Below are 21,245 nucleotides of genomic sequence, written 5' to 3' on the forward strand. Positions count from 1 at the left end.
CTACTCGGCCGCCGCAGACTCGATGAGCGCCTTGAGCGTGCCCTTGTCGAGCTCGCCGAGGATGCGCGCAGAGACACGCCCCTGCTTGTCGAGGACGAGCGTCGTGGGGACGGCCCCGGGCGGGACCATGCCGGAAACCGCGAGGAGGACTCGGCCGTCCTGGTCGTTGAAGCTCGGGTACGTGATGCCGAAGTTCTGCTCGAACGCCTCGGCTGTGCCCTTCTCGTCGCGCAGGTTCACGCCGTAGAACACGACGCCCTGAGGGGCGAACTCGTCGTGGAGCTGTTTGAGGCTCGGCGCCTCGACACGGCACGGCGCGCACGACGCGAACCAGAAGTTGAGCACCGTCACGTGGCCCGCGAAGGACGCCGAGCCCACCGTCTTGCCGTCGTAGAGCGTCCCCGTGAACGCGACCGGTGGCTTGCGCTGGTCCTTCGCGTATTCAGTGACCGAGCCGTCGCCCGCGACGTAGTTCTTGTTGTCGCCCGCGCGGGCCTGCTGGGCGAGCGGATCGTTCGCGGCACAGGCCGAGAGTCCCCCGAGCGCGATGGGGAGGGCGACGGCGAACGCGAGGATGCGTCGGCGGGACGGATGGACTGGGCTCGCCATTCAGGCTCCCGGAGTGGTCGCGGCGCCGGGGAGGAGGGCCGCGGCGGGCTCGGTGTAGCGGATGGAGACGACGGCGCCCGTCGTGGTATCGACGGTGAGGCTCGTGAGGGAGGCAAGGGTGCATTCGCGCTTGCGCGGATCGTGCCAGAGCGCGCGGCCTTCGGCCTTGAGCCGGGTCGCCCAGATAGGGAGCTGGTGGGCCACGAGGATCGCCTGCGCGCCATCGCCTCCACGTTCGACGGCGGTGCGCGCCGCATCGACGACGGCCGCCAGGACGCGGGCCGCCTGGGCCTCGTACGGCTCGCCCCACGAGGGCCGGAACGGGTTCACGAGATAGCGCCAGTGGCGCGGCTTCGCGAGCTCGGCGGGATTGACCTTGAGGCCCTCGAAGTGATTCTCGGCCTCGATGATGCGCGGTTCCGTCTCGAGCTCGAGGCCGAGGGCGGCGGCGGTCGGGGCCGCTGTCTCCTGCGCACGGGTCAGAGGCGACGCCGCGAGCAGGACGATGCGGGCGCCGTCGTGCGCTTGCTCGGCAAAGTGCTCGGCGACGCACTCCGCCATCTGGCGCCCGCGCTCGGAGAGGTGGTACTCCGGAAGTCGGCCGTAGAGCACTCCGGCGGGGTTGTGGACCTCGCCATGGCGCAGCAGATGGACGGTGGAAGAAGGCATGGCATCCAGTTTCTCAAATGTGGGAGGCTGCGGAGAAATCACCTGGGTGGCCCGGACTGCCTCCGCCCCTCATTCTACAGACAGTAGAACTACTCGCCCTTCCCGAGAGTTCCCTGTGAAATATGACACAGACGGTAGCGGAAGATGCATTTGCATGGATATGCTGAGTTCATTGATTGACACCTCAACTAACTATCGAAGGAGAACCCCCGTGACTGTCCCCACTGGCATCACCCCCGGCATCTGGACCCTCGACATCGCCCACAGCGACATTGCGTTCACCGTGCGCCACGCCGGCATCAGCAAGGTCCGCGGCCGCTTCACCGACGCCGCCGGAACGGTCAACGTCGGCCACAGCCTCGCCGAGACGAAAATCGAGGCCACCGTCAAGACCGCCTCATTCGATTCGGGCGACGTCAACCGCGACGGCCACGTCAAGGGCGCCGACTTCTTCGACGTCGAGGAGTTCCCCGAGATGACGTTCGCCTCGACGGCGATCGAGCACAACGGCGAGTCCTACGACGTCACGGGCGACCTCACGATCAAGGGCGTGACCCAGCAGGTCACGATCGAGACCGAGTTCAACGGCGTGGCGGTGGACCCGTTCGGCACCACCCGCGCAGGCCTCTCGGGCGAGACCACAATCTCCCGCAAGGAGTTCGGCCTCACGTGGAACGCCGTGCTCGAGGCCGGTGGCGTGCTCGTGAGCGACAAGGTCGTCATCTCCCTCGACCTCGCGTTCACGGCCCCGCAGGCCTGATCTGCGGCTCCGCCCTCGCGGCGACAACCTCTTGCAGCGCCGGTCCGGGTTCGCCCGGGCCGGCGCTGCGCGTTCCTGACCGGTTGTTATGTCCCAATTCGTTCGGGACGCGGCGCGGCTGCTCCCGACACGAGGCCGACCGTCCGAGAAGTGGACCGGAACGCCGGGCCATCCGCGGGTGCGGCCGGTATGGTGGGCAGTGCGGGGACGGGACAGGTGCCGCTCCGTAGGAGCCGACCGGAGGACCAGGCCATGCCCACGTCATCAGAGCAGCCCGACGAGCCACGCGACGAGGCCTCGGCCAACGAGCCGCGGCGCGCCCCGGCTGGCCCGCCCGCCGAGCCGGCTTCCGGGGAGTCGCAGCCCGCCGAGCCCGGGGAACCCACCGCACGCGAGGAGCAGCCCACCCCCGCGGAGACGAGTGAGCCCGCCGGCAGTGAAGCGTCCGTCGGTGAGGCGTCCGCCAGCGAACCGGCCGCCGGTGAACAGGCCGCCAGTGAGCCGGCCGCCGGTGAGGCGTCCGCCAGCGAGCCCGCCGCCGGTGAGGCGTCCGCCAGCGAGCCGGCCGCCAGCGAACAGGCCGCCAGCGAGCCGGCCGCCAGCGAACAGGCCGCCAGCGGGCCGAATCCCCCGGCGCCGGGCGAGCCACGGCCTGCCCCACGCTACGGGCAGTACGCACCCGGCTTCGAGCCGCAGCAGCAGCCCGCTCAGCCGCCCCAGTTTCCGCAGTATGGGCAGCAGGCGCCAGGCTCGGGGCAGCAGGGTCCTGCTTATGGCCAGCCGCCCTACGGCCAACCCCAGCAGTACGGCCAGCAGCCGCCCCAGTACGGCCAGCCCCCGCAATACGCCCAGCCACAGTACGGCCAGCCCCAGCAGTACGGCCAGCCACAGTACGGCCAGCCCCCGCAGTACGGCCAGCAGCCTCCCCTGTACGGCCAGCCGCCGGCCCAGCCGTACGGCTATGGGGCCACTGCGCGGGTGCCGGGCCCGAACGCGCAGCGGGCCGCAGTCAACATCGCCTTTTGGCTCCTGATCGCGACGGCGGCGGCCGAGGTGATTTTCGGCGTCGTCGGCCTCCTGATCAATCTCGGAAGCACGAGCGTTCTGCGTACGGTGTACGACGAGCAGACGGCAGGCCGGCCGGCGTCGTTCACGTACGAAGAGTTCAAGAGCATCGTCGTCGCCGTCCTGTGGATCACCTTCGGGGGAGCAGTCGTCAACGCGATCGTCGTCGGACTCTGCGCGTTCTTCCTCCGCAAGGGGCGACGGTGGAGCCGCATCCTCGGAACCGTCTTCCTCGGGCTCTCGCTGCTTTCCTTCTTCAGCGCGGGATTCTTCGCACTCATCACGATCGCGCTGGCCGTGGTCGCGATCATCATGTTGTTCCGCCCGGGCGTGACCGCGCACATCAACGCGCACAACACGTTCGAGAACCCCTACACGCCCGGACCTCCGCGGACGTTCGGCAACCCCTACGGCCAGTAGCAGGAAGGGCAGGAGACAATGTCAGAAGGCCAGTACCCGGGCGGGCAGCATCAGGGCGGGCAGTACCCTGGCCCGTGGCCGAGCCAGCTCCCGGCCGGTTCGTTCCCGGGCATGCCGCAGAAGCCGGTCGTCCCGAAGCCCACGACGATCAAGGTCGCGTTCTGGCTCCTCATCGCGACCGCCGTCGTCCCTCTCGCGTTGGTGCCGTTCCTCGCCCAGGTCCTCGACCAGAGCTTGGCGTTGGCTCTGGCCCAGGCGTCCGCCCAGTCGAAGCGCGCGCTTCCCCCGGGGTTCTACCAGGACATGATGGCGTTCATGGTCCCGATGCTGTGGATTAGCTCGATCATCGGCGTCGCGATCGAGGTACTGCTCGCCCTCGGCATCTGGACGGGCCGGAACTGGGTCCGCATCCTGCTGACGGTCCTTGTCGGGCTGAACTTCCTGGGCTCGGTCTTCGGCTTCGCAATCTCGGTGGCGCTCCCGGCCTACCCGGGCGGGATGTACCTCCGCATGGCGCCCATCTACGTGTTCTCGTTCGCGATCGGGGCAGCGAAGATCGCGGCCCTCGTGCTCGCGTGGCTCCCGGCGTCGAACGCGTTCTTCGCGATGTCGAAGGCCGCCCGCACGGGCTACCTCCGCTAGTCGGACGCGGCGCCCTCGGCGGCCTCGCCGTGCTCGTCCTCCCCAGTCTGGCCGCCTGACTCGCCCCGCTGGGCGTGATACGCGAGGATCTGCAGTTCCGTCGCCATGTCGACCTTGCGCAGCGTGACCCCGCGCGGAACCTGAAGGATCGTGGGCGCGAAGCTCAGGATGCTCCGCACGCCTGCCGCGACAACGCGATCGCACGCCTGCTGCGCGGCCGACCCCGGCAGCGCGAGTACGGCCATGTTGGCCCGGGTGCGGTGGAAGATGGCCTCGAGATTGGCGGCGTCCGTGACGCGGAGCCATCCGACTTCGTTCCCGATGATCTGCGGATCGGTGTCGAGGAGCGCCACGACCTCGAAGCCACGTGTCTCGAAGCCGCCGTACCGGGCCAGGGCCCGCCCGAGATTTCCTGCGCCGACGATCGCCACGCGCCAGTCCCGCGTCAGTCCGAGGGCCGCAGAGAGGTGCTGGAGAAGGTTCTCGACCTCGTACCCGACGCCGCGCGTCCCGTACGAGCCGAGCTGTGAGAGGTCCTTCCGGAGCGTCGCCGAGCTCACGCCCGACGCATCCGCGAGCTCCTCAGAAGAGACCCGCTCGACACCCTCCGCGACAAAGCCGTTGAGTGCGCGCAGGTACACCGTGAGGCGGGCGACGACGGCGCCCGGGAGCCGCTTGGCCGTCGGCTCGGCGGGCACCTCGTCGGGCGATTTCGCATGAGTCGTCACGGCACGTCCCTCCTCGCGGTCAGCCCGCCGCCTCGCGCGGCGCGTTCTTTGTCGGCCCGAATCACTCTAGAACTGCCCGCTCGCGCCGCCAAAACGTCAATCCGCGGCGGCCGCGCGGGCCACAGCCGCCGCGACAGTGCGGCGGAGCCTGGCTTCGTCGATGCGCCAGAAGTCGCGCTGCACGCCGTCGACCAAGACCACAGGGACCTCCTCGGCGAAGCGCTCGGAGAGTTCGGCGTCGTCGTCAATGAGCCGTTCGCTCCATGGAAGGCCCGCGTCGGCCGCGACACGGCCCACGACGTCGCGCGCCGCCTCGCACAGGTGGCACTCGCGGCGGGTGAGAAGGACGATTTCGGGGGTGCCCATGGATCCACGGTAGCCGGTCCTCGGGCACGGAATCGCTAGACTCGGATCATGCCCGTCGAGAAGAACGTGCCTGTAGCGGTGCGCCCGCTCCCCCAGGCCCGGCCCGCCGAGGCCGCGTTCTTCGACGTCGACAACACGCTCATGCGCGGTGCAAGCCTCTTCCACGTGGGGCGCAAAATGTACGAACGCGGCGCCTTCACCCTCCGCGAGGCCGCGGGTTTCGCGTGGAAGCAGTTCGCGTTCCTGCTGCGCGGGGAGAGCCTCGATGACGTGCAGTCGATCCAGAACTCGGCCCTCTCGCTCGCCGCGGGAATCCGCACCGAGGACGTCGCGACGGTCGGATATGAGGTCTACGACGAGATGATCGCGTCGCGGATCTGGCCCGGGGCGAAGGCGCTCGCGGAGCAGCACCTGCGTGTCGGCCGCAGAGTGTGGCTTGTGACGGCGACGCCGATCGAGATCGCGTCGGTCATCTCGGAGCGGCTCGGCCTCACGGGGGCGCTCGGCACGGTTGGCGAAATCAAGGACGGCGCGTACACGGGGCGGCTCGTGGGCGAGATCCTGCATGGCAAGGCCAAGGCCCACGCCGTCGAAGAGCTCGCCGAGCGCGAGGGCCTCGACCTCTCGCGGTGCTGGGCCTACTCGGACTCGCACAACGACATCCCGCTCCTGAGCCTCGTCGGCCACCCCGTCGCGATCAATCCGGACGCGAGGCTGCGCCGCCACGCCAACGCGCACAACTGGCCCATCTACGACTTCCGCGCGGGCCGTCGCGCCGCAACGCTCGGCCTCAAGCTCGCGACCGTCGGCGGCGCGGTCTACGGGCTGTGGCGGAGCTACTCGCGCTTCCGTCGGTAGACCCCGCGGCCGGGCCCCGGCACCGACTGGCCACGCGCCGGCCGGACCCGCGAGCCGACTGGCCACGCGTCGGACGGACCCTGCGGGCCGACTGGCCACGCGCCGGCCGGACCCGCGAGCCGACTGGCCACGCGCCGGACGAGAGGTGGCCACGCGCCTAGGGAAGACGGGATACGGCGGAGAAGACGGCGACGGGCCGTCTTCTCGGCCACACACCGTCTCGGGCACACGGGATCGCCGTGAGACGGGCGCACGGGATCGCCGGGAGACCGGCGCACGGGATCGCCGGGAGACCGGCGGCCGGAGGAGCAGCCCGGCAACGCGAGGAGGCCCGCCCCCACACGGGGACGGGCCTCCTTCACGTGCCTCTCGACGAGGCGCGCCAGCTACTTCTTGTTGCGGCGCTGGTGACGAGTCTTGCGAAGCAGCTTGCGGTGCTTCTTCTTGGCCATGCGCTTGCGGCGCTTCTTGATTACCGAACCCACAGAAGTTCCTTACAGTTGGTGTCTCCGGTGCCGCTGGCCGGGGGCCCTGAGGGCCGCTTGCAACCAACTGCTGGTGACGTGACGTTAAACGTTCCTGAACAGGATACAGCACCGAATCGGGAGGCCGGACCGGCCGGAACCGCGAGGCTCCGCTAGGCTGTTTCGCTGTGGCCGTCCACCGCGGAGCGGCGCACGAACTCGTCGACGGCTGCCTCGGGGACTCGGAACGAGCGTCCGAAGCGCACTGCGGGCATTTCCCCGGAGTGGACGAGGCGATACACGGTCATCTTGGAGACGCGCATCATCGCCGCAACCTCGGCGACCGTGAGGAAGCGAGTATTCGCGAACTCCCCCGAACCAGCCATTTCAGTTTCCTTTGCCTGCCGTCGGTACGCACCTTGGAGGTTTTTCCGACGGCCCAGCTCCTGCGGGTGCCCTCACGGTGCTTTGTGCTAGCTACTGTAGTTGCTGGAGGGACTGTTGTGAAAGTGCATTTTCCCATGTCACTCCCCGATTGACCGCGCAGACCTCCTCGAGCGCGTAGCCCCCGCGAGCTGGCCCAGCACGCGGACCGTGACCTCCCACTCCATGCACGCGTCCGTGACCGACTGGCCGTACACGAGCTGATCCCGCCCCGCGTCGCGCTCGGCGCGGTAGACGTCAGTGTCGAGCTTCTGAGCGCCGCCCACGAGGAAGCTCTCGAGCATGACGCCGGCGATGGCGGCGCCGCTCGGTCCCGCGGCGGCGATCTGGGCCCCGATCTCGAGTGCGACCTCGGCCTGACGATGGTGGTTCTTGCCGCTGTTGGCGTGGCTCGCGTCGACGACGAGGCGCGGGTTGAGACCCTTCGCGGCCATCGTGACGGACGCCGCGGTGACGGATTCGGCGTCGTAATTCGGCCCGGTCGCGCCGCCGCGCAGCACGAGGTGAGTGTCCGCGTTGCCGGACGTTGCGACGAGAGCCGCGCGGCCGTCGTCGTCAATTCCCAGGAAGGCCTGCGGAGCGGACGCGGCGCCGCACGCGTCGATTGCGACCTGGAGCCCGCCGTCGGTGCCGTTCTTGAAGCCCACCGGCATGGAGAGGCCCGAAACGAGCTGGCGGTGGATCTGGCTCTCCGCGGTGCGGGCGCCGATCGCACCCCATGCGATGGCGTCCGCGGTGTACTGCGGCGAGATCGGTTCGAGGAACTCGGTGGCCGTCGGCAGCCCAAGCCCGAGGACGCCGAGCAGCACCTCGCGCGCGGCCCGGAGCCCGGCGGCGATGTCGTGGCTGCCGTCGAGATGGGGATCGTTGATGAGGCCCTTCCAGCCGACCGTCGTGCGCGGCTTCTCGAAGTACGTGCGCATCACCACGAGGAGGTCCTCGCGGTGTTCGCGGGCGACGGCGGCGAGCCGGCGCGCGTAGTCGAGGCCAGCTTCGGGGTCGTGGATCGAGCAGGGGCCGACGACGACGAGGAGGCGATCGTCGACGCCGTCGAGCACGGCGCGGACCTCGTCGCGCGCGCGGGCGACGGTGGCCTGGGCCTCGGCCGTGAGCGCCAGGTCGGCGAGCAGCTCGGCCGGGGTCGGAAGGGGCGTGAACTCGGCGACGCGAGAGTTGCGCAGCGACGATTCCGAAGCGGGGTTGAGGGTGGGGGTGCTCATGGGTCCTGTCTCTCCGACAGACCCCGAGCGTTCAGAGCCTGCCTGGAACGGCGAAGGGCAGGGACGGTGTCCCTGCCCTGTCGGCTCTGAAGGTTGATACGCGTGAATCTACGCTTGGCCCTCCAGAGCCAACGCAAAATACGCATACCAACGCTTGGTCATGCATGCACCATACGGGCTCGCCAGCCGGCGGCGCAATTGTGACTCGAGGCCAGTCAGGGGATCGTCAGGACGACATTGCCCACCTTCTGCTGGCTCTCGACGTACCGCGTGGCTTCGACCACCTCATTCATGCCATAGACGCGATCGATGACCGGGTGATACTGCCCCGCCTCGACGAGTTGTCTGAGCAACGCGAGATCCTGCTGTGGAGTCGTCGATCCCCACGAGGCCCCGACCCTCTTGGTGCCTGCCAGCCTGGTCAGCGGCACGAGCAGCGCATTGATGGCGCCGTCCGTTGGCAGGTACCAGCCGTCAGGGTTCAGTGACGCCTTGCAGTGCGCGAACGAAAGCTTGCCGACGGCGTCGAAGATCACGTCGTACTTCTTGCCGCTCTTCGTGAAGTCCTCTTGCGTGTAGTCGACCAGCTCTCGTGCCCCGAGGGTGCGCACGAGGTCGAAGTCCTTGGCTTGGCACACCGCGGTGACGTGGGCACGGCGGTGCGACGCCAGCTGTACCCCCGCGGTGCCGATCGACCCTGAGGCTCCGAAGACCAGGACGTCCGATCCGGGCCGCAGGCCAGCTTGCCGGAGGCACCCGATCGCGTTCAGGAAGCCGTCCGCGATGCCAGCCGCCTCTTCGAAAGTCGCATTCAACGGCTTGCGCGCGACTCGTGACCGCTCCCGCACCGTCACGTACTCGGCATTGGCCCCGAAGCGAAGACCGCTCACGCCGAAGACACGATCACCCGGCGTGAATTCGCGGACCGCGGACCCAACCTGCTCTACCTCCCCCGAGTATTCGCTGCCGATGATGCGCTGGCGCGGTCCCCGGATGCCGAACACGAGGCGGCTGACAAGGCTGATCCACGGTCCGTTGCTCGCGTTGGCCTCGCGGGTGTGAACATCCAGGCGGTTGACGGCAGCCGCCCGGACCTTGACGAGGATCTCATCGCTCGCCGGCTCAGGCTTGGGCACCTCCTCAAGGCGCAAGACATCCGGCGGGCCGTAATGGTCGTAGACAACGGCCTTCATTCGAGGTGCCCGCCGAGAGGCTGTGTCGAGGTGCCCGACGGCCTTCGACCCATCGGCGGCTGCGAGCTGGCCCCGCTCATGAGTCGAGTGTGGGAAGACGGCCGCCAGGTGTCAACGAATGGCGAGGCGACGAATGGCCCGCCCCTATGGCCCCCAGCTCGACGCCGAGACCCCAGTTGCCGAGATCCCCGTCGCCCAGGTCCCCGCCGAGGCGTCTGCCGCAGGGTGGAATCCTCGCGGGGAGAGCTTCCGGGTCCACGCACAGCCCCGGACACGATCAGTCGCGTAGGACGCCCTGCTGGGGGGAGCAGCGTCGTGCGAGGACGCGTGATGCTCGGCGGCGACCCGCGCCACGAGGACCACCTGTCGGTCCGCGAACGAAAGCCCCGCCCAGACGGCCTCGGGCAGCGCATCGACGGCCCGCGCGAGGCCCATAGCCTGCTCTGGCTCAGGCCGTGCGACGAGGCCCAGCGCGAGGAGCCGAAGGTCCTCCGGAACGGACGACACACTGCCGAGAACAGCGATCGCGTCGCGGAACACAGCATACGGTCGCAGCGCTGCCAGCGCCTCCACTTCGTCGTTCACGACGGCCCCCTGTCGCTCCCAGAGCCCATAGCCCCGGTGTTTGAGTGGATAGTAGGGCCTCGGCGTAATCGAGAGCAATACTTCAGATAGACAAACCGGGCGTCTGGTTGGCAGGCCGGGGCGCTACCAAACGGAATTCGCCTTGATGCCCTGGGCAAGTGCGCACGCGGACAGGAGCCCCGGCACAGCGTCGCGCGGTTCAGCGCGTGCGTGCCGGGGCTCCTGACGAGGACGGATCAGACCTTCACGGGCGTCCGGGCGGTCACGGTCTCCGCCACGACGTACGCGATGATCGCGACGACGAGCCCGCTCACGGCGTCGGAGAACTCTGGAGCGAGCCAGTGCACCGCGCCGCCCGCCGCTGCGCCGACAGCCCACGCGATGAACGCCGTCGGCCGTGCCTTTGTCACCGCGCGCTCAGCCGAGCGGCGCCACAGGACGATCTGGTCCGCGATGAGCACGCCGCCGAGCGGCGGCACGAAGATGCTCAGGACGATGAGCCAGTCGAGGAAGTGGTTCCACACTCCCGCGAGCGCGGCGACGACGCCGAGCACGCCGAGGATGAGCGTCATGATCCGCATCTTCGAGCGCGTCAGGTGCGACCAGCCGAGCGCGCCGTTGTAGAGGCAGTGCGTGCACACCGAACCGAGGTTCACGAAGACGAAGACCGCCGCGAGCGCGCTCAGGAGCACGCCCTGGCCGTCCGTGAGTAGTGGCAGGAAGTTGCCGCCGACCTTCTCGGCCCCGGCGATCGCGCCGGCCGCGACGATGACGCCGCCCGTGAGCTGGGCGATGAGGCTCGCGACGGGAAACGCCGTCGCGGTCGCCAACACGGCCTCGCGGCCGTTCTTGGACCAGCGCGTGAAGTCGGCCGTCATGGTCCCCGAATCGGCGAACGTCGCCATGATGAGCGAGACGGCGGCACCGAACGTGAGGGCCCCTCCGCCGACGCCTGCGTACGACGCAATCGCACCCAGGCTGTGGGTCTGCGACGCGATGACGACGGCGGTGATCGCCGCGATGATGAAGAGCGGCGCCGCGACGGCGCCGAGCCACGAGAGGGCTCGGATGCCGAGATACGTCACCGCGATGAAGGCGATGCCCGCAAGGACGACGACGAGCTGTTCGTTCCAGCCGAAGGCCTGGTTCGCCGTCGCTCCCGTCGCGCCCGTGTTGAACGCGAACCAGCCGACGACGATCGTCGCGAGGAAGCCGGACGCGAGGGTGTAGCCGATCGTGCCGAACGTCTTGGTGGCCTGGAGCGCGAAGCTCTCGCCCGTGCGGCCTGCCCGGTAGCTGAGCAGGCTCACGTAGACGAACATCACGAGATTGGCCACGACGATCGCCGCGAGCCCTCGCCAGAAGCCGAGGAGGGCGACGACGAGGCCGCCCGGCACAGCGTTCGTGAGGATCATCGGGAAGCCGAACCACACGGCCGAGACCGTCAGAAGCGACTTGCGCCGGCTCTGGGGGACGGGCTCGTGCTCGAACTCGGACTCGAGCTCGACGGCATGGGTTTCTTGGGGGGTCTTTTCCTGGGTTGTCATGGGTGTCCTTCGGACGGGGGATGGAGGTGGCTCACGCGAGCTTGTCCGCGAGGGCGACGATCGCCTTCGCGAAGGCCTCGGCGGGCGGATGGGTAATGCCGGCGCCGATCATGCCGATTCCCGCGTCCTTGTGGGCGATCGCGGTGTTGATGATGGGAAGGATGCCGGTCCCGATGACCTTGCGGACGTCGATGCCGGTGGGCAGGCCCTGGAAGCCGAGGGACGGGATGGTCACGTTCGGGTTCTCGGCGGTCGTGATCTCGGCCATCTCCTTCGTGTAGGAGACGGCTTCCTCGACCGTTCCGCCCACGAGGGCCACGATGGCGGGAGCAGCGGCCATTGCGAAGCCGCCGAAGCCGTACGTCTCGGTGATCGCGCTGTCCCCGATGTCGAGGCCCGAGTCCTCGGGCTTGTAGCCCGCGAACATGGGGCCGACGACCTTCTGTGCGGGCCCCGTGAACCAGTGGTTCCCCGGGAACCCGCTCACGCGGATGCCGAATTCGACGCCGTTGCGCGCCATCGTCGTCACAATGGTAGAACCTTCGATGCCGTGCGCGGCGTCGAGGGCGGCCTTCGCCGTCGCCATCCACGTCGGGCCGGAGAAGTAGTCCGAGCACGCGATGAACTCGAAGACTTCCTTCTTCTGCTCGGTCGTGAAGCTCGTCTGGATGAGCGACGGCGCGAGGGCTTGAAGGAGCAGCACGGTGCCGGCGATGTTGCGGTTGTGCGCTTCGTCGCCCATGTGGAGGGCCTGCGCGAGGAGGAGGCGGAGGTCGACCGGCCCGCCGATCTCCAGGGCCTCCTTGAGCATGGGGCCGAGCACGTCCCGCATCCAGTACAGGCGCGTGAGGACGCTCTCGTCGTTGGCGCCCATCCGGAGGATCTTGGCGAGCTGTTCGGAGAGGTTCGTGAACGCGACGTTCCCGTGGGTCTCGTTGCGCACGATGTGCATGTACATGGACGCCGACGTCACGCCCGCCATCGAGCCGACGCAATCGTGCTCGTGGCACGGCGAGAACGTGATCTGTCCCGAGGCCGCGACCTTCTCGGCCTCCGCGAGGTCGGCGGCGAGGCCTTCGAAGACGATCGCGCCGAGCACGGCGCCCTTCATGGGGCCGGACATCCGCTCCCACGTGATGGGCGGGCCAGCGTGGAGGATCGTCGTCGGCGTCATCCCGGGCACGACGTCGAGCGCGCGCCCAAAGCCGACGAGCATGGGCTGCGCCGTGATGATCCGCTCGACCGCCTCGGCGTTCGCGGCCTCGATGCGCGCGGCGACGTCGGGCGCCTCGAGCGCGTCGAGGGCCGCGATGACCGTGGGGTCGCCGCCTCCGGGCGGCGTCCAGTCGAGTGTCGTGACCTTCGTGCCCTGGGCTTCGAGGTCCTCCTCGAACATGGTCAGCCCGACGTTGATGACGTTGAGTTCGCTCCCGAAGAGTTCGGTGATGCTCATGCGTTGTGCCCCTTCCGGACGATGGCGCGGGCGTACTGGCCCGTCTCGGTGCTGCTGCGGGTGACGGTGACCCCGACGGATTCGAGCGCGGCGATCTGCGCGGCCGCGTTCGGCGTGTCCCGGTCGGTCCCGAGGACGTAGCCGACGATCTCGAGGTGCCGGCCGGCGTCGGCCGCGATCTTCTTCGCCTCGGTGATGGCCGGGATCGTCACGCCGACGGGATCCTCGTGCGCGCCGAAGCCGAGCACGAAGTCCATGACGACGGCCGCGACGCTCGGATCCTTGGCCTCCTCGACGAGGCGCGCGAGGCGCAGCGAAGGATCGATCATGGGGTGCGGACGGCCGTTCGTGAACTCGTCGTCGCCGAAGTCGAGGAACGTGTGGCCCTTGCTCGGGCTGCCTGCAGCGAGGACGAACGCAGGATCCTTCTGGATGTTGCTCCACACGTCCTCGCCCGCGTCGAGGAGCGCGAACATCGACTCGTCGCACAGCGTCCCGCCGCAGAAGAGCCCACGGACGTAGCGCTGCTCGGGCGCGAAGCCCGCACGCGCGGCGTCGGCGCGGGCGACGTCGAGCCCCGGCACTGACGCCTCGGGGTCGCCCGCGAGGCGCACGGCCTGGAGAGCCGCATCCTGGCTGCTCGCGGCGAAGTGCCCGCCGGCCGCCGCGACCGCGGCCTCGGAGCCGCCGATGAAGTAGACCACGACCGGCTTGCCAGCCGTGGCGATCTCGGCGAGGACCTTCTTCTCGACCGACGGCGCGGGCGGCTTCGAGACGAGGACGATCGCCTCGGTGCCCGGATCGGCCGCGAGCGCGCGGATGCCATCGATCATCATGACGCCGCCGACCTGCTCGCTGAGGTCGCGGCCGCCCGTGCCGATGAGCTGCGAGATACCGGCGCCGAGCGCGTGGATGCGCACGCTGACCTCCTGCGAGCCCGTGCCCGACGCGGCGACGACGCCGATCGTTCCGGGCCGCACGGCGTTCGCGAAGCACAGGCCGACGTTGTTGATGATCGCGGTCCCGCAGTCGGGGCCCATCATGAGGAGTCCCTTCTCGTGGGCGAGGGCCTTGAGCGCCACCTCGTCCTCGACGGGCACGTTGTCGCTGAAGAGCATGACGTGCAGGCCGTTCTCGAGGGCCTTGCGCGCCTCGCGCGCGGCGTACGCGCCGTTGACCGCGATCACGGCGAGGTTTGCGCCGTCGTTGGCCTGCGCCGCCGTCGTGATCGTGCGGTAGGTGACATCCGCGGCGCCGCCGGCGGGGGCCTTGCGGACGAGCAGCTCCTCGATCGCGGGCACGAGCTCCTCGGGCGCGACGCCGGCCTCGGCATCGACGACGATCATGAGATCGCCGTTGGTCGCGGCCTCGAGCTCGGGAGCGAGCAGCCCGACGCTCTTGAGGACCTCCTTGTTCTTCTCCGTGCCCATCGCGACGAACGCCTGGCTGACTCCGGCGATCGCGTTCGCCTTCGTCGAGATCGACATCAGGGAGACCGAGTCGATATAGGTGTTCTTCTTGACCAATGCGGTGACGCTCACATGGAACCTCTCAGTTCGTTTTCCAAGCGGAGCCCGGCCACGAGGCCGGACAGGATGTCGGTCCCGGACGTGTGGCCGATGCTCAGCACTCGGTCTACCGGGGTCCGAAGATGCTCGGCGAACCGCGCGTCGTCCCCGTGCGGGGCGGCGAACACGCGGTTCAGGATGCCGAGCAGGCTTTCGCGCGCGCGGCCGGCGACGGCTTCTTCGAGCGTCGCGCGGCTCACGAGGGTCGTGTGGTCGGGGCACGCGTCGAGGACGGCGCGGATGGCGCGGCCGACGGCGACGAGGCGGCTTCCCGGCACAGCGGCGACGAGGGCGAGCCCCACCATGAAGTCGTCGCCGGCCGGGGTGAGGCCCGGGCCCAGGCCGAGGAGGCTTCGAGCGGCGAGGCTGGCGGCGCCGTCGTCGTTCGCGCGGACCGCCTGGGTGAGCCGCTCGCATCCGGCCCGCAGCCGCCGGCCGAGCTCGGCCTCGATCGGCGAGGCGTCGGCTCGCGGGGGCACGACTCCCCCGGGCACGCCGCGCGCGTCGAGAAGGCCCTCAAGCGCCGCCGTTCGGCGGGCGAGGAGGTCGGTGGCCACCGCGGCAGCCGAAGACACAGTGGCATGCCATTTCTGACAATGACGCAGATCGAGGGCAATGCCCGGGGCGCCTTCGACGGCGATGTGGCCGGAGTCAAGGACGACGACGGCGCCCACCTCGACCCCGAGGCGGCGCCAGTCCGCGACGTCCGTCCGGACGCTCCACGGAGCATCGTCGAGGCCCTCCGACGACAGTGCCACGAGCCTGTCCGCGGCGAGAACGTTGAGAACGCGGCGGAAGACCGAGTGGACGGGGCCTGTCATCGGCGCCTTGTCGAGCGCGGACGCGAGGCGGGCATCCAGGGACAAGGCTCGGCACACAGGTGCCCTGAGCTGTGTGGCCATCGCCCTCCTCACGACGCGAATGCCGCTGATGCGGCCGGGACGGCGAAGGTTCCATTCCCTCGAAAAAGGTATACCATCTAAGCGATCCGGTACAGGGACATCGAAGGAGACACCCATGCGAGTTGTTGTGGCGCTCGGCGGCAACGCCCTCGCCCGCCGCGGTGAGCCGATGACGGCCGACCGCCTGCGCGCGAACGTCAAGGCGACCTGCCAGGCCCTCGCGGGCCTCGCCCGCGAGCACGAGCTCGTCATCACCCACGGCAACGGGCCGCAGGTCGGCCTCTTGGCGCTGCAGAACCTCGCCTACCAGGACGTCGCCGCGTACCCGCTCGACATCCTCGGCGCCGAGACGCAGGGCATGATCGGCTACGTCGTCCAGCAGGAGCTCACCAACGCGCTCGCCGGGGACCGCGAGGTCGCGGCCGTCATCACGACGACGGTCGTCAGCGAAGACGATCCCGCGTTCGAGCGGCCCACGAAGCTCATCGGCCCGCAGTACTCGGCGCAGGACGCGGCCGAGGCCGCCGCCGAATACCGCTGGACGATCGCGAAGGACGGCAAGGCGTTCCGCCGAGTCGTCCCCTCCCCCGACCCGGTGCGCATCGTCCAGACGCCGCTCGTCCGGCTGCTCCTGGAGAACGGGCTGCTCGTCGTGTGCGTCGGCGGTGGCGGCGTTCCGGTCAAGACCGACAACAAGGGCCGGCAGACTGGGATGCAGGCCGTCGTCGACAAGGACCTCGCGAGCGCGGCCCTCGCCGCCGAGCTCGAGGCGGACACGCTCATCATGCTCACCGACGGCGACTACGTGAGCGAAAACTGGGGCACGCCCGAGCAGCGCGACATCCTCACGGCCTCCCCCGAGGCGATCTCGCAGCTCGCCTTCGCCGAGGGCTCGATGCAGCCGAAGGTCGACGCCGCGATCCGCGTTGCGAAGGCGGGCGGCCGCGCCCTCATCGGCCCGCTCGACCGCCTCGACGACCTCCTCGCGCGCAAGGTCGGCACCGAGATCCGGCCAGACGTCGCCGAGGGGATCGTGTACGTCTGATGCCCTGATGGGGGCGGCCAAGGCCCCCGAAACCGGGGGCATTCGTCGCTGGAGACCTCTGTGGCCGAGAAGACGGACCGAGGACGTCTTCCCGGCCACAAGGCGTCTTCCGGCAGCCCCACAGGCCTGCGATGCGTCCGCGGCACCGGAGGCGGGCCAGCACAGCTGGTTCCGCGGCGCCCCGCCCGCCCATTACGACGACGAAACTCGCCGCTGCCTGCGAGCCCTTGAGGGACGCGTCGACATCGTGGGGGCCTCGGCCGTCTGGGACGCCGCGGTCGGGGCCGATTGGGCCGGCGACCCGGTGTGGTTCCACGGCGACATCGCGGCGGGAAACCTGCTCGTGGCAGACGGCGCGCTCGCGGCCGTGATTGACTTCGGTTCGTGTGGGGTCGGCGATCCGGCCTGCGATCTTGTCATCGCCTGGACGATGTTCACGGGCGAGAGCCGAGAGGCATTCCGGCAGGCAGCCGCTCAGGACGATGCGATGTGGGCCCGGGCCCGCGGCTGGGCGCTCTGGAAGGCACTGCTGGGCCTCGCCGCATCCGACGGCAAGGACCCCCACGATGCCTCGAACCACCGGATCATTGCCGACGTGATCGAGGAGTACTCCAGGACGCGCTGAGAACCACGCCGGTCCTCCGAGCGCCGCTTACCCTTGCTGGCGGCCCGGCTCGCGCCGGCGCCACTTGGGAAGGTTCGCGATGATCTCGGCGGCGCCCTTCGCAGCACGCTCGACCGTCCGCTCGACCGTGCGCTGGAGCTGCTGCGGCCGAGTCTCGCCGTCGTCGCCGCCGGGCACGGAAGCCGCGTAGGCCGCCGCGGGGACTCCCCCGGCCACCGCCGCGGGCGCACCCGCGACCTCGACGGCGGGAGGCGCCGTCGTACGCAGCGAGGTCAGCCAGCCGCCCACCTCGGCGAGGGGCTCGAGCCGCAGCCCGTAGAAGCGCTTCTGGCCCTGGGCGCGCGTTGTGACGAGGCCCGCGTCGCGCAGAACCCTGAGGTGCTTCGACACCGTGGGCTGGCTCGCGTCGAGGGCATCGACGAGTTCGCCCACCGCCTTGTCGCCGGCGCGCAGCTCCTGGAGGATGTCCCTCCGGGTCTGATCCGCGATGACGGCGAAGATGTCTGTCACCATGCTTCCAGACTACCGACCCTGCGCGCCGAGCGCGCCCCGCCGTCCAGCCGCTGAGCCGGATCCGGGGCAAGTGAGACCGTACTCGCTCAGTCGAACCATGGGTCGAGTCCGTGGAGCGGGAAGGCCTCCTTGCGCGTCGCCATGATGGCGCGGTCGACGGCGTCGTTCGGGTTGAAGCCGACGTCCCACGAGCGCCACCAGATGTCGGCGTCGTCGCCCATCGTCTCGGGCGGTGTCTCGCCCGGACCGAGCCGCTCGGGGAAGGCCGCAAGCACGTAGTCGCGCCACGCGGCCGGGGTCTCCGTGCGCAGGGGAATGGGGTGGCCCGCGGCGACGCCGACGAGATGCGTCCATACGCGCGGGACGACGCGGACGACGTCGTACCCTCCCCCGCCCGTCGCAAGCCACCGGTCGTCGCAGTGACGCGCGGCGAGGCGCGAGATCGTGAGCGCGGCCTCGCGCTGAGCGTCGACGCTCGTGCGGAGGTTCGTGAGGGGGTCGAGGGCATGCGAATCGCAGCCGTGCTGACTCACGATGGCGTCCGGCCGGAACGCCTCGACGAGCGGCGGGACGATCGCATGGAACGCGCGCAGCCACCCGGCGTCGCCCGTTCGCGCGGGAAGCGCGACGTTGACGGCCGCGCCCAGCGCATCCGGGCCGCCCACCTCGTGGGCGAATCCGGTTCCCGGGAAGAGGGTGAGCCCGCTCTCGTGGAGCGAAATGGTCAGGACGCGCGGGTCGTTCCAGAAGATCGACTGGGTGCCGTCTCCGTGGTGCGCGTCCGTGTCGATATACACGACGCGAGAGAGCCCGCCGTCGAGGAGCCGCCGGATGGCGAGCGCGGCGTCGTTGTAGATGCAGAAGCCGCTCGCGTGGTCGGCCGCGGCGTGATGCATTCCGCCCGCGAAGTTGACGGCGTGCTGGGCGCGGCCCGCGAGGATCGCGTCCGCGGCCTCGAGGGACCCGCCCGCGATCCTGGCGCTCGCCTCGTGCATGCCCGCGAAGGCGGGATCGTCCTCGGTCCCGAGGCCGCGCTCGGGCGCCGGGTCCGTCGGGTCCTCGCTCACGCGGCGCACCTCGGCGATGTAGTCGCGCGTGTGGACCATGGCGAGTTCGTCGTCGCTCGCCTCGCGAGGGTCGACGACGACGACGCGCGGCAGGGCGAACAGCCCCAGTTCCTCGCACAGCCGCGCTGTCATCGCGAGCCGGCCGGGATGCATGGGGTGACTCGCGCCGAAGTCGTAGGCGAGGAGCGCCTCGCCCCACGCGACCTGTGTCGCGTACTCGATGCGCCGGATGTTCTGCGGGGCCCGCGAATCGGCCGACGCTTCCGGGCTCGGCGGCGTCGGTGCGGCGTCGGACATACGCTCAGGCTACCCGACGCTCATGATTTACTGGTCCGGTACGGCCATCGGCCGCTCCGGCACAGCCAAAGGTCGAAAAGCAAGCCCGGCACGAGGGACGGTTTAAGTGGCACAGACGCAGTCGTCGTGGCGGCCTTCGCCGCGCCACGAGGGCCTTGGGCCGCTGACCGGGCTGCGCGACTTCATCGACCGCCTCGCGGCGTCGTCTCCCGCGCGTCTGGCCCTGCTCTCGTTCACGGGCGTCATCCTCGTCTTCACGCTCGTCCTCACGCTCCCGATCTCCTCCGCCGACGGTCAGGTCACTCCCCTGCACGAGGCCCTCTTCACCGCGGCGTCGGCCGTGTGCGTCACGGGCCTCACGGTCGTTTCGACGGCCACCCACTGGTCTGCGGTCGGGCAGGTCGCGATCCTCGTGGCCATCCAGGTCGGCGGCTTGGGCATCCTGACCCTCGCGTCCGTGCTCTCGCTCGCCGTGAGCCGTCGCCTCGGCGTCCGGGGCAAGCTCATCGCGCGGGAGGCCATGAACAACGCCGGGCGCCTTGGCGAGGTCGGCGGCCTCCTCCGCATCGTCGTCGCCACCTCGGCCGCGGTCGAAGCCACGCTCGCCCTCTTCCTCACGCCAGCGTTCATGGCCCACGGCGAAGATTTCGGGCAGGCCCTGTGGCACGGGGTCTTCTACTCCATCTCGTCGTTCAACAACGCCGGGTTCACCCCGCACAGCGACGGCGTCGTCCCGTACCAGTACGATCTGTGGATCCTCGTGCCGCTCATGGTGGGCGGATTCGTGGGGAGCCTAGGCTTCCCGGTGCTCATGGTGTTCCTGCGGTTCAAGGCCCGCGTGCGCCTGTGGACGCTCCACGCGAAGCTCACGGTCGTCGTTTCCTTCATCCTGCTCGCGCTCGGGGCGTTCCTGTGGGGCGCCATGGAATGGGACAACGCGCGCACCATCGGCGGCATGGCGCCCAGCGAGAAGATGGTCCAGTCGATCTTCGCGTCCGTCATGACCCGCTCGCTCGGCTTCAACCTCGTGGACATGAACCACCTCGAGCCCTCGACGATGCTGCTCTCGGACGCCCTCATGTTCGCGGGCGGCGGCTCGGCCTCGACGGCAGGCGGCATCAAAGTGACCACGGTCGCCGTCATGTTCCTCGCGATCGTCGCGGAAGCCCGCGGCGACCGCGACGTCCGCGCGTACGGCCGGACGATCCCCGAGGGCGTCATGCGCGTCGCGATCAGCGTCATCGTCATGGCGGCGACGCTCATCATGGTCGCGTGCTCGCTGCTCCTCGCGATCTCGGGCCAGAGCCTTGACCGCGTCCTGTTCGATTCGATCTCCGCGTTCGCGACGGTCGGCCTCAGCACGGGCCTCGCCGCCGAGCTTCCGCCCGAGGGTGTCTACATCCTCACGGCACTCATGTTCTTCGGCCGCGTCGGCACAATCACGATGGCCACCGCTCTGGCCCTCCGCCAGCGCAGCACCCTGTACCACTACCCGGAAGAGAGGCCGATCATTGGCTGACAAGACTCCCGCGGGCCGGCCCAACCCGAACGCCCCGGTTCTCGTGATCGGCCTCGGTAGGTTCGGCTCCGCGACGGCTCAGCAGCTCGTCAAGCAGGGCCGCGAGGTCCTTGCGATCGAGCGGGACCAGGAGCTCGTCGAGACGTGGGCTCCCGTCCTGACCCACGCCGTCCAAGCGGACGCGACCAACCTCGAGGTGCTGCGGCAGCTCGGGGCTCAGGAGTTCCAGTCCGCCGTCGTCGGCGTGGGTACCTCGATCGAGTCCTCGGTGCTGATCACGGCGAATCTCGTGGATCTCGGGATCGAGAACATCTGGGCGAAGGCGATCACGACCTCGCACGGCAAGATCCTCGCCCGCATCGGCGCAAACCACGTCATCTATCCGGAGACGGACGCAGGCGTCCGCACGGCCCACCTCGTGAGCGGACGCATGCTCGACTTCATCGAGTTCGACGACGACTTCGCGATCGTCAAGATGTACCCGCCGAAGGAGACACAGGGCTTCACGCTCGCCGAGTCGCAGGTTCGGGCGAAATACGGCGTGACGATCGTAGGGGTCAAGAGCCCTGGCGAGGACTTCACGTACGCGCAGCCGCACACGAAGGTGAGCGGTCGCGACATGCTCATCGTCTCGGGGCACGTGGACCTGCTCGAGCGCTTTGCCGCGAGGCCGTAACCGTCCAGGG

General features: G+C 69.5%; 23 protein-coding genes. 8 read left to right on the forward strand and 15 right to left on the reverse strand.

Going from position 1 to position 21,245, the window contains the following annotated elements; all coding sequences use genetic code 11:
* Together RBS12_RS15650 and RBS12_RS15655 are read right to left on the reverse strand one after the other, a co-directional pair.
* Positions 1–609, reverse strand: a complete 609-nt coding sequence (locus tag RBS12_RS15650) for a TlpA disulfide reductase family protein (RefSeq protein WP_307967066.1) — start codon at positions 607–609, stop codon at positions 1–3.
* Complete coding sequence (locus tag RBS12_RS15655; RefSeq protein WP_307967067.1) at positions 610–1,278, reverse strand: histidine phosphatase family protein; 669 nt, start codon at positions 1,276–1,278, stop codon at positions 610–612.
* Positions 1,279–1,489: 211 nt separating this feature from the next.
* Here RBS12_RS15655 and RBS12_RS15660 point away from each other — a divergent pair, with 211 nt between their 5' ends.
* From RBS12_RS15660 to RBS12_RS15670, 3 genes are all read left to right on the forward strand, one after another.
* On the forward strand, positions 1,490–2,038 hold the full coding sequence (locus RBS12_RS15660; protein ID WP_307967068.1) for a YceI family protein: 549 nt from the start codon (positions 1,490–1,492) through the stop codon (positions 2,036–2,038).
* Positions 2,039–2,290: 252 nt separating this feature from the next.
* On the forward strand, positions 2,291–3,523 hold the full coding sequence (locus RBS12_RS15665; RefSeq protein ID WP_307967069.1) for a hypothetical protein: 1,233 nt from the start codon (positions 2,291–2,293) through the stop codon (positions 3,521–3,523).
* Between the two features lie 18 nt (positions 3,524–3,541).
* Complete coding sequence (locus RBS12_RS15670) at positions 3,542–4,165, forward strand: hypothetical protein (protein ID WP_307967070.1); 624 nt, start codon at positions 3,542–3,544, stop codon at positions 4,163–4,165.
* Here RBS12_RS15670 and RBS12_RS15675 read toward each other — a convergent pair.
* Both RBS12_RS15675 and RBS12_RS15680 read right to left on the reverse strand, forming a co-directional pair.
* Positions 4,162–4,893, reverse strand: coding sequence for a redox-sensing transcriptional repressor Rex (locus RBS12_RS15675; RefSeq protein ID WP_307967071.1), 732 nt, complete (start codon positions 4,891–4,893; stop codon positions 4,162–4,164). The two genes, RBS12_RS15670 and RBS12_RS15675, sit on opposite strands and share 4 nt — an antisense overlap.
* 96 nt (positions 4,894–4,989) lie before the next feature.
* Complete coding sequence (locus tag RBS12_RS15680; protein ID WP_307967072.1) at positions 4,990–5,259, reverse strand: glutaredoxin family protein; 270 nt, start codon at positions 5,257–5,259, stop codon at positions 4,990–4,992.
* A 48-nt stretch (positions 5,260–5,307) separates the two neighbouring features.
* On the opposite strand from RBS12_RS15680, the gene RBS12_RS15685 reads away from it, so the two are divergent.
* Positions 5,308–6,117 carry an HAD-IB family hydrolase gene (locus RBS12_RS15685; RefSeq protein WP_307967073.1) on the forward strand — a complete coding sequence of 270 codons (810 nt, stop codon included), beginning with the start codon at positions 5,308–5,310 and terminating at the stop codon, positions 6,115–6,117.
* 386 nt (positions 6,118–6,503) lie between these two features.
* On the opposite strand, the gene RBS12_RS15690 is transcribed toward RBS12_RS15685, so the two are convergent.
* The 9 genes from RBS12_RS15690 to RBS12_RS15730 form a co-directional block, all read right to left on the reverse strand.
* Positions 6,504–6,602 (reverse strand): 30S ribosomal protein bS22, encoded by a 99-nt coding sequence (locus tag RBS12_RS15690; RefSeq protein ID WP_003792170.1) that lies wholly within the window; start codon positions 6,600–6,602, stop codon positions 6,504–6,506.
* A gap of 152 nt (positions 6,603–6,754) precedes the next feature.
* The gene (locus tag RBS12_RS15695) at positions 6,755–6,967 is read right to left on the reverse strand and encodes a helix-turn-helix domain-containing protein (protein ID WP_307967074.1); all 213 of its coding nucleotides are present in this window, start codon (positions 6,965–6,967) and stop codon (positions 6,755–6,757) included.
* A 138-nt stretch (positions 6,968–7,105) separates the two neighbouring features.
* The gene (locus tag RBS12_RS15700) at positions 7,106–8,245 is read right to left on the reverse strand and encodes a 3-deoxy-7-phosphoheptulonate synthase (RefSeq protein WP_307967075.1); all 1,140 of its coding nucleotides are present in this window, start codon (positions 8,243–8,245) and stop codon (positions 7,106–7,108) included.
* A 215-nt stretch (positions 8,246–8,460) separates the two neighbouring features.
* Positions 8,461–9,438, reverse strand: a complete 978-nt coding sequence (locus RBS12_RS15705; protein ID WP_307967076.1) for an NAD(P)-dependent alcohol dehydrogenase — start codon at positions 9,436–9,438, stop codon at positions 8,461–8,463.
* A 144-nt stretch (positions 9,439–9,582) separates the two neighbouring features.
* Positions 9,583–10,023 carry a hypothetical protein gene (locus RBS12_RS15710; protein ID WP_307967077.1) on the reverse strand — a complete coding sequence of 147 codons (441 nt, stop codon included), beginning with the start codon at positions 10,021–10,023 and terminating at the stop codon, positions 9,583–9,585.
* A gap of 236 nt (positions 10,024–10,259) precedes the next feature.
* The gene (locus RBS12_RS15715; RefSeq protein ID WP_307967078.1) at positions 10,260–11,570 is read right to left on the reverse strand and encodes a cytosine permease; all 1,311 of its coding nucleotides are present in this window, start codon (positions 11,568–11,570) and stop codon (positions 10,260–10,262) included.
* Between the two features lie 31 nt (positions 11,571–11,601).
* Positions 11,602–13,023 (reverse strand): DUF1116 domain-containing protein, encoded by a 1,422-nt coding sequence (locus tag RBS12_RS15720; RefSeq protein ID WP_307967079.1) that lies wholly within the window; start codon positions 13,021–13,023, stop codon positions 11,602–11,604.
* A complete protein-coding gene (gene fdrA / locus RBS12_RS15725) occupies positions 13,020–14,564 on the reverse strand; it encodes an acyl-CoA synthetase FdrA (protein WP_307967080.1) in 1,545 nt (514 codons plus the stop codon). The genes RBS12_RS15720 and fdrA overlap by 4 nt, the downstream gene beginning before the upstream one ends.
* Positions 14,561–15,493 (reverse strand): DUF2877 domain-containing protein, encoded by a 933-nt coding sequence (locus RBS12_RS15730; RefSeq protein WP_307967081.1) that lies wholly within the window; start codon positions 15,491–15,493, stop codon positions 14,561–14,563. The genes fdrA and RBS12_RS15730 overlap by 4 nt, the downstream gene beginning before the upstream one ends.
* 115 nt (positions 15,494–15,608) lie before the next feature.
* Here RBS12_RS15730 and RBS12_RS15735 point away from each other — a divergent pair, with 115 nt between their 5' ends.
* Positions 15,609–16,538: a carbamate kinase gene (locus tag RBS12_RS15735; RefSeq protein WP_307967082.1), complete on the forward strand. Its 930-nt coding sequence runs from the start codon at positions 15,609–15,611 to the stop codon at positions 16,536–16,538.
* A 7-nt stretch (positions 16,539–16,545) separates the two neighbouring features.
* Positions 16,546–17,163, forward strand: coding sequence for a phosphotransferase (locus RBS12_RS15740; RefSeq protein ID WP_307967083.1), 618 nt, complete (start codon positions 16,546–16,548; stop codon positions 17,161–17,163).
* Positions 17,164–17,190: 27 nt separating this feature from the next.
* On the opposite strand, the gene RBS12_RS15745 is transcribed toward RBS12_RS15740, so the two are convergent.
* Together RBS12_RS15745 and RBS12_RS15750 are read right to left on the reverse strand one after the other, a co-directional pair.
* Positions 17,191–17,676 carry a metalloregulator ArsR/SmtB family transcription factor gene (locus RBS12_RS15745; protein ID WP_307967084.1) on the reverse strand — a complete coding sequence of 162 codons (486 nt, stop codon included), beginning with the start codon at positions 17,674–17,676 and terminating at the stop codon, positions 17,191–17,193.
* 86 nt (positions 17,677–17,762) lie between these two features.
* Positions 17,763–19,040: an acetoin utilization protein AcuC gene (locus RBS12_RS15750; RefSeq protein WP_373886539.1), complete on the reverse strand. Its 1,278-nt coding sequence runs from the start codon at positions 19,038–19,040 to the stop codon at positions 17,763–17,765.
* Between the two features lie 106 nt (positions 19,041–19,146).
* Here RBS12_RS15750 and RBS12_RS15755 point away from each other — a divergent pair, with 106 nt between their 5' ends.
* Both RBS12_RS15755 and RBS12_RS15760 read left to right on the forward strand, forming a co-directional pair.
* Complete coding sequence (locus RBS12_RS15755; protein ID WP_307967085.1) at positions 19,147–20,559, forward strand: potassium transporter TrkG; 1,413 nt, start codon at positions 19,147–19,149, stop codon at positions 20,557–20,559.
* Entirely contained in the window at positions 20,552–21,235 is a 684-nt protein-coding gene (locus tag RBS12_RS15760; protein WP_307967086.1) for a TrkA family potassium uptake protein, read from the forward strand. Before RBS12_RS15755 ends, RBS12_RS15760 begins: the two co-directional genes overlap by 8 nt.
* Positions 21,236–21,245 lie beyond the last annotated feature (10 nt).

Origin of the sequence: Sinomonas sp. ASV322 (genome assembly GCF_030908245.1) — a bacterium.
GTDB lineage: Bacteria > Actinomycetota > Actinomycetes > Actinomycetales > Micrococcaceae > Sinomonas.